General features: G+C 47.5%; 7 protein-coding genes. 1 reads left to right on the top strand and 6 read right to left on the bottom strand.

What is annotated here, in order from left to right; all coding sequences use genetic code 11:
* The 4 genes from AC3A8L_RS18105 to AC3A8L_RS18090 all read right to left on the bottom strand — a co-directional run.
* Positions 1 to 367 (bottom strand): hypothetical protein (locus AC3A8L_RS18105; RefSeq protein WP_487963681.1); only part of this gene is annotated, 367 nt, incomplete at its 3' end.
* 541 nt (positions 368 to 908) lie between these two features.
* Positions 909 to 1,148 carry a hypothetical protein gene (locus AC3A8L_RS18100; protein WP_487963680.1) on the bottom strand — a complete coding sequence of 80 codons (240 nt, stop codon included), beginning with the start codon at positions 1,146 to 1,148 and terminating at the stop codon, positions 909 to 911.
* A gap of 695 nt (positions 1,149 to 1,843) precedes the next feature.
* Positions 1,844 to 2,866: a site-specific tyrosine recombinase XerC gene (gene xerC, locus AC3A8L_RS18095; protein ID WP_487963679.1), complete on the bottom strand. Its 1,023-nt coding sequence runs from the start codon at positions 2,864 to 2,866 to the stop codon at positions 1,844 to 1,846.
* A complete protein-coding gene (locus tag AC3A8L_RS18090; RefSeq protein WP_487963678.1) occupies positions 2,866 to 5,943 on the bottom strand; it encodes a CHC2 zinc finger domain-containing protein in 3,078 nt (1,025 codons plus the stop codon). The genes xerC and AC3A8L_RS18090 overlap by 1 nt, the downstream gene beginning before the upstream one ends.
* Before the next feature lie 97 nt (positions 5,944 to 6,040).
* Between AC3A8L_RS18090 and AC3A8L_RS18085 the strand changes: the two genes are divergently transcribed.
* A complete protein-coding gene (locus tag AC3A8L_RS18085; protein ID WP_487963677.1) occupies positions 6,041 to 6,415 on the top strand; it encodes a helix-turn-helix domain-containing protein in 375 nt (124 codons plus the stop codon).
* 181 nt (positions 6,416 to 6,596) lie between these two features.
* Here the strand turns inward: AC3A8L_RS18085 and AC3A8L_RS18080 are convergent, their stop codons facing one another.
* Both AC3A8L_RS18080 and AC3A8L_RS18075 read right to left on the bottom strand, forming a co-directional pair.
* The gene (locus tag AC3A8L_RS18080) at positions 6,597 to 7,019 is read right to left on the bottom strand and encodes a hypothetical protein (RefSeq protein ID WP_487963676.1); all 423 of its coding nucleotides are present in this window, start codon (positions 7,017 to 7,019) and stop codon (positions 6,597 to 6,599) included.
* Positions 7,016 to 7,474, bottom strand: a 459-nt coding sequence (locus tag AC3A8L_RS18075) for a hypothetical protein (RefSeq protein WP_487963675.1), incomplete at its 5' end; no start/stop codon positions are given. The genes AC3A8L_RS18080 and AC3A8L_RS18075, both read right to left, overlap by 4 nt.

The raw sequence follows: 7,474 nt of genomic DNA, 5'->3' as shown, positions 1-7,474 counted from the left end.
TATGCTCTGGATTCGCAGCGTAAAAGCTCTTCCAAGCATTAACATCGTAAGGGTCTGATGGCTCAATACGTCTACTGACAACGTTAGGGGTTTCGAGACGCTTAGGCTCTACAGTCAATACAGGCTTAGGAGCATCAGGAATATCAAACTCTTCATGATATTCCGGGCCGGACGCTCGCGCCTGCTGTCTAGGTGCCGCTTTAGCTGACTGCTTGAAAGCCCTAAATGGCCGCCCCGACAGAAGGCTATAGCCCGCACTTACCTGAGGAAATGCCGGTACTAGTGATAACAAACTGGCTTCTGATTTCTTAAATGAATCGCCCGTAACTGCAGAATAAGCAAATGTAGGGGCGTTTGCAGCAGCCATTGCCGTATTTGCAGCCGATCTTAATAAATTCTCACCGGTATAAACTGCCGCTAACGCATAATCAGCAACAATATTACCGGTGTCAATTGTCCCCTGCGTTTTTAAAATATCAGTGTTTTTATTAATGTAACCATGGAAACCTGGCGTTGCCGCACGTCCATCAGGATCCCAATAAACCCCAGGATTCCCATAGGCATAAACAGTAAACCCAGATGCACTTCATCGTACCGAGGCGGTTTTTCCCTAGTGTTATCAGCGTGTTAAAGAGCATTTGCGCAGAGGCACTGCCACTCTACTAAAAAAAATCCCCAGACGCACTTTTTGGCCACAACACCATTTCCCCTTAGCCGCGCTTTTCAGCGGCGCCGAGGATGGCGGAGGCGTCTTTTGGCCTCCGACACCGCAGGGGTCTACGTGCGGCAACAGATGATGGGTAGAAGCACAAGCCAGTTCCGCACGTATCTTACGGAACCCACTTACCGGCTGACTGCCGCTAACCTCGATCAAGGATAAATAAGCCGCTGTGACGCGGCTTTGAGGCTTACTTGCCGTAATGATTCCGGTAGTTCTTATGTTCGCTACTCTCGGCCACCAGCCCCATTTGCTCTAATAGCTGGCGCTCCCAACACCCCGGCCTACGCGACCCATCGGCTATGCTAGCCAGGATATAGTTGACTAGCGACTCAACACTTTCCATTTTTGCCGGTGCCCCATATTGCTGGTGCAACTCGACGATATATTCCAGTTCTTTTAACACTTCTGGGTGGATTTCAACTTTCATCTGATTAACCTTTTGCAGATACAACACCCTGAGTGAGCGCTGTTTGGCCTTCCTCGTAACGCCGCGCGCAGTGCCGTCAAGGGTCGCGCGCCCTTTGCGACTTGCCTTGCCCTTGACGGTACGAGCACGGCGTTATCATGGAAGGACAAGCAGTGCTCACGCCCCCAACGCTGGCACACACCCTGCGCGGCGTGCGGTGCTGGGTAGCGCGCTAGGCTTGACTCCGCGCTTTTACTGCACTCGCCACGAAGCTAGCCCCCTTGGGGGTTGGGGGTAATAAAGCCCTTAAGCGCGGCTTGCCGCAACACATAGCAAGCACTGGCCCTTTGTGTTTTTTAAAGGGCCATTTTGAGCGAGCGCAGCGAGCACAAAACGGGGCAGCGGAAGGTATTTGCGGAGGGAGCTTGCGACTGGAGTAAATGCCGGCGCTGGGCAGAGGTGCGCGCAGGGCGCGGCCGAAGAAGCTGCGCGCTTAGTGACTGGAAGTGTTTGGCGTGGCCTTTGCGGGGTTTTGCAAAGGGCATGACAATAAACTGGAGGGAACGGGCCGCAACCTTATTAGCCACCCTTACGGAGTGATGAACTCTCCGTTTAGCACACTGAAGCTTGGCGCTTGGCTTGCGGCTCTTTTGCAAGCCATGTGACAGGCGGCGGAAGAAGTTCAATGCCTCCCATAAACAAAGCGGATTTTGATTTTAGTCTTTTTCTTCGTCCTCACCGGCAAGGGTGGCGTGTAACTCCATCCCATCAGGGGTTTTCAGATTCGCCCCTGGGTGTGTCGCCGTATGAATATCCTTGAGCTTACCGATGCTCACATGCGTATAGCGCTGGGTGGTTTCCAGGCTCGCGTGGCCTAACATCTCTTGGATAAAGCGTACATCCGCGCCGTTCTCTAACATCTGCGTGGCCATGGTATGGCGGAACAAATGACAGCTACCACTTTTACCAATATCCGCGTGTTTGATGTAGTCACGGATTACCGCGGTTAACTTGTTCGGGTGGAAGCCGTTGCCTTGGTAGGTAATAAACAAGGTCGTTACAGTCGGATCAATCAGCAGTTCGCCCCTGACTTCATCAAGGTATTTATTAACCCAGGCCAGCGCCCTTTCTCCGATCGGCACTACACGATCTTTTTTACCTTTCCCTTGATCGATAAACAGCGTGCCGCGCGATTCACTGATATTGAAGATTGTTAGGTTAACCAATTCAGTACGACGTATGCCAGTACTGTAGAGCACTTCCATCATCGCCCTATCTCGCACACCGAATGGGCTGTTTAAGTCCGGCTGGTTTAATATCGTTTCCACCTCTTCCGTGGTTAAAATATCTTTGGGTAATTGTTTGGGGACTTTCGGCAAGATTAATTCTGAGGCGGGGTTGTAGAGGATGTGGTTGTTTTGCGCCAACCATTTAAAAAAGCCTTTTAAGCCTTGCAGTAAGATCGACTGACGGTGGAAGCCTAATGGCTTACTGTTGGGTTTTCGGTAATGGTAAAGATAGCGCTGGAAGCGCTCTAGAATCGGCTTGGTAATTTCGTTTGGCTTGCTGAGGCTGCGTGTTTTACACCATGCGTTAAATAGATGTAAATCGACTTTTCGGGATGCAACCGTGGTGCTGGCGTAATTCGTTACAGCCATCCAATCCAAGTAACGCAACATCCAAGCGGCTAAGGAGTCAGGGTCATAGGCTTCGATAAAGACGGTTTTCTTACCGGCCATTAGTTGGTGCTCATGGCGGTATGATTACGATGAGAACTGTCATTATTTTCTTTTATAGTGGTTATTTCACTGCTTTGAGGTAAATATCCATTTAACACTGCATTTGTAGTGTTTTCTGGTTTTTTGTCACCCCGTACCAGCCCCGTAACAAGACCGTTTAAGGGGCGTTTTGGCCCCGACTTTACCGGCTCCAGCCCCGTTTTTTTGTTGTCGTAACGTAATTTTTCAATATCGATTAAGCCCATAACAAAGGTATTGCGATGATCACCTTCGCCGTTATAAATCAATTCATAGGTAATCGTTTTCCCTCGACTGCCGTTATGCGTTATTAAATATTCCATATCCTCCAGCCGATCAAGATGCACCTTCAATTGAGTATTTCCCCAGCCGCTATAATCTCTGAGCTGCTTACGTGTAAATCGGCAATCGCATCGCGCTATATTTTCTTGTTGGCAAACATCCAATACCATCGCGTGAATATGATTTAATAATTTCCGAGTTTGCGGCGGTAGTTCGTCTAGTGTTCTGCCCAGCACTTCATGCGCTAATTGGTTCGCTATTGCTATATCCTCCAACGTGACCGCCACATATTCACTGGTTTCACCGTCGTATTCATCCCGCACAATTTCACGCTGATATTGATGCAGTAACGCTATCGAATCGATCAGACCCAGATACTTTTCATGGTCGCGCCGCATGCGGGTTTTATCACTCAGAAAGGTGAGTTGATCGGCGTAGGGATTAATGACACCCAGTGACCTCAACAAGCGCTGGGCGTTTTGGTGACGCTGGATTAATGTCTTTTTATCTTTGCGTGCGCGCTGCCCTTCGAGCGTTCGGCGTTGGCGCTGTATCACGTGGATCGCTTGGGTTTGTTCGCGGCTTTCATCCACGCTTAACGTAATACAACGATTTAATAGTTCTTCATCCAGGTCGATAGCCGTCGTTGTGCTGAACAACATTACAGGCCCTTCAACCTTGTAGGTTTTGGTTTCGAGGTTGCCGGTGGTGTCGTTTTTACCCGTACTGGCGATACTCACTTCGCCTTCACTCTGTAAGAGTTTTAGCGCATAACTCGCGTTACTCGCGCCCTCTTCTTCCGCAATCGCCAGTATTTTATGTTTAAGGTCTTGCTCGCCCATATAGAACAACGCTTGGCCGGTCATGGCGCTGTATTGAATGCGTTCTTCTTCCGGCATAAACGCCAACACGGCTTCCATTAAACTGCTTTTACCGGCGGCGCTAGAACTTTGCACCATCACCGCTAACGGGTTTTCCAATTTACGACTGACAGCGGCAAGATAAGCCACTTGTTTATTCACTGCTTCACCGACCACTCCGCAGGTTTCAAAATCCAACAACAAGCGGCTAAGGAGTGAAGGGTCTTGCAAGTATTCCAGCGCCGCGCGCTGCTCTTTATCCGTAAGGTTAATTTCTTTTTTAGTCTGTTTTTCTAGGGTATTTTTAATATTCTCGTCTTGTAGGGCTTCGAGTTTTAATAAGACTTTGCCTAGATCCTTTTTGATTACATCATCCTTTACGCCTAATTCAATCGAAGCTTGTTTGATAAATTGCTGACGGCCTTTGCTGTTGTAAAGTTCCAGCTGGTCAACGTGTACCGCTTCGCCTTGGCTGACGAGTAAATTGATTTTCATTTGCTCGTAGCTCATGTTTTTTTGTAGGCCACGTATACGGTAAAGGCGCTTTCCTAAAGTGATTTTAATTTCGTGCTCTGTCACTTCGGCATCAAGTTCTATACTGGGCATATCGGGTAAGGGGCTGGCCTGGGTGGATTCGGGCAGTGTGGGCGCTAGGGTTTCTTTACTTTCATTTTCTGGTGGTGGCTCTTTAGCCGCTAAGACTGGCACTACCGCTGTTTGTATTTCTATATCTTCTTGTCTTTCTGGTGCCTGACCATTTCCCATCCATTCCGCTTTTCGAATGACGAGCCCTAGGCTTTTAACCGCTGGCGTCACTTGCTGTGCATATTCGTTTACGTCCATACCCTTCGGTAGATTAATACGATAACAATCGATACCCTCGGCCATCAGTTTTTTTGCTAAGGCTTCTGCCGCGTTATTACCTGCTTCGTCTCTGTCGTAAGCAATCAATACGCGTTTGATTTCATACTGTTTAAAAGCGGCTAAGTGAGAAGCGGTAAAACCCGATGTGCCGTAGCTCGCGGTAACATTTCTAAACCCATGTACCCAGAACGTCATCGCATCGATTAAGGCTTCACACAAGATTATTTCCTTAGCCGCTGTAAACGCTTCAATATTCACTGCTCCTGTGCTTCCTGCACTCGCTGCATTAGTCCATCCTTGGACGTTCCAAACGCCATCATGTGCGCCGGGTAAGTAAAGGTGTTGGGCTGTGCCTTTACGCAGTTTATTACCCTGTATTTTTCGGCCATAAACTTCAGTGATTACGCCCTGAGCGTCCATGATCGGCACCACCAACGAACCATTAAAATGCTCGTGACCACTGTCTCGTAATATGCCTATTTCTTGCAGTTTACCGCGTAGCTCGGCACCGGCTTTGCGATTCTTTTCGGGTAAGTGATAACCCAAGGTGCGGTTAGCAAAGCCAAGCTTAAACCGCTCAATCAGCTCGATATTATCCAAACCGCGCGAACGTAAGTACTCCTGCGCCTCGGGTGCCTGTTTGAGCGTGTCGTGGTAATAATTAATCACATCACTCAAGGCCGTTTGGTTATCGGTGCTGGCAGACAGCGGCGGGAGTTTTGTGGTGGTATTTTGCTTGACCGGCTGGCCAGTGTTTTCAGCCACTAAGCCAAGGTCTTTTTGCAGAATCTCACAGGCAAAGCGAAAGCTCACGCCTTGGGTTTTCATTACCCAATCAACCACCGAACCGGCCGCGCCGCAGCCAAAGCAGTGGAACAGGTTGGAGCTTGGAGTGATCACGCACGAGGCGGTTTGGTCGTCTTTGTGGAACGGGCAGCTAAGGGCGTAGTCTTTGCCGTGTTTTTTTAGGGCGTAGCCTTGGGACTGCACCAAGCGCACCAAAGAGATATCTCGCTTGATCGTATTGATTGCGTCATCCGCCAATCTTGCCATGTTGATTCCCCAAAACCTGTCAAGTCTCTAGTATATTACATTTAGGTATCTCTTATGCTACCATTGTCGAGAGAGTTTGCAAACAGAGGGTAAGATCATGGCAAATCCACTCAACTACTTTGCCATTATGAGTATTGCCAAACGATTATTAGAAATACGTCAAAAGAAAGGCTTAACACAACAAGCTTTGGCCGATGCTATTGGCTTGCATGTCACTCAGGTCAAACGCTATGAGGCGGGCTCTTCACAACCCTCATTAGAGGCCATTAAGAAACTCGCTAAGACCTTACGTGTTACCACCGACTCTTTGATATTTGAAGGTGACGAACTCGAACCAAACGCTAATCTGGCTCTACAGTTTCAGGCTATTGCCGCCATGCCGTCAGCAGAACAACGGGTTATTCAAGAATTACTGGAAGGGATGATTATTAAGTACGAAGCCGAGCGATGGTCCTCTAAAGCAAAGAGGTAGAAACCAAAAAGCCCAACCGAATGGCTGGGCTAAGTGTGGGATTTCTAACGGCTGCGCTAACCTATTGATTAAACAGCTTTTTGTTTTGGGTGTCCCCGATCATGTCCATGCGAGACCGTTCGTCGGTGTTATGGATGTCCCAGATTCTTGCTAGACTCTGACCCCTTAGATCCGTGGACGGCTACACTAGATCTCTTACCTTAACTGAATGTCGAACAAGCTTACCACTAGGAAACCCACCTCCTAAGTATATATCCAGTAAAGTAGTAACCCATTTGTTATCACTGTTAATAACTATAGCTTTTGATATCAACTCAAAATCATCACTCACGTAACCAGCAAGATCACTACTGTTTGATCCAGAGAAAGCTGACCTAAACGCTAACTCTCTGATTTTGTCGATTTTATCGATAGCAGATCTTTCTGGGTGCAAGGTTTCAAACTGCTTCTTTACTTCATTAAAAGCGTTGACCCAATCACCATCGAAAGGATCTTCATCCCTTTCATCTAAAAAGTCATTTACATTGATATTATTAAAAGAATCCATTAAAAAAACACGATCTTTACAAAACAAATCTAATAACTTATCTAACACAGTTGTCATAACTTACCCTTATCTTTTAAGTAACATTCCATACAATCAACCGCCTCTCTAGGTGTAACATTCTCCCCCAAATTAGTTTTGTTATTTGGGGATCTTACATCCACCTTTATATCATCCAATCCTTCATACGCTTTTTTATAGGCATTCATCAACTCTTGGTCAGTACCTTCAAAATCTCCCTGCCTTGGACCAACATGCTCTCGCTCAGCATTGTGTAACCTCCAGTGATCATAACCAGGATCATCACCCAGAAAATGTAAAGTCGGCCTATCCCTATCTGACCTAGAAACTTCCATCTCCCTATTTTTTGACTTTCTTACTGCTGGAACATGGTGGCCTGATTCACCAACATTAATTCTCTTAACATCTTCATTTAAGCCCGATGCCCCAACAGACCTCTTATGCTCTGGATTCGCAGCGTAAAAGCTCTTCCAAGCATTAACATCGTAAGGGTC

It is taken from the genome of Marinagarivorans sp., assembly GCF_982758155.1.
The sequence above is the reverse complement of the archived record's forward strand: the minus strand, read 5'-3'. Positions and strand labels throughout refer to the sequence as shown.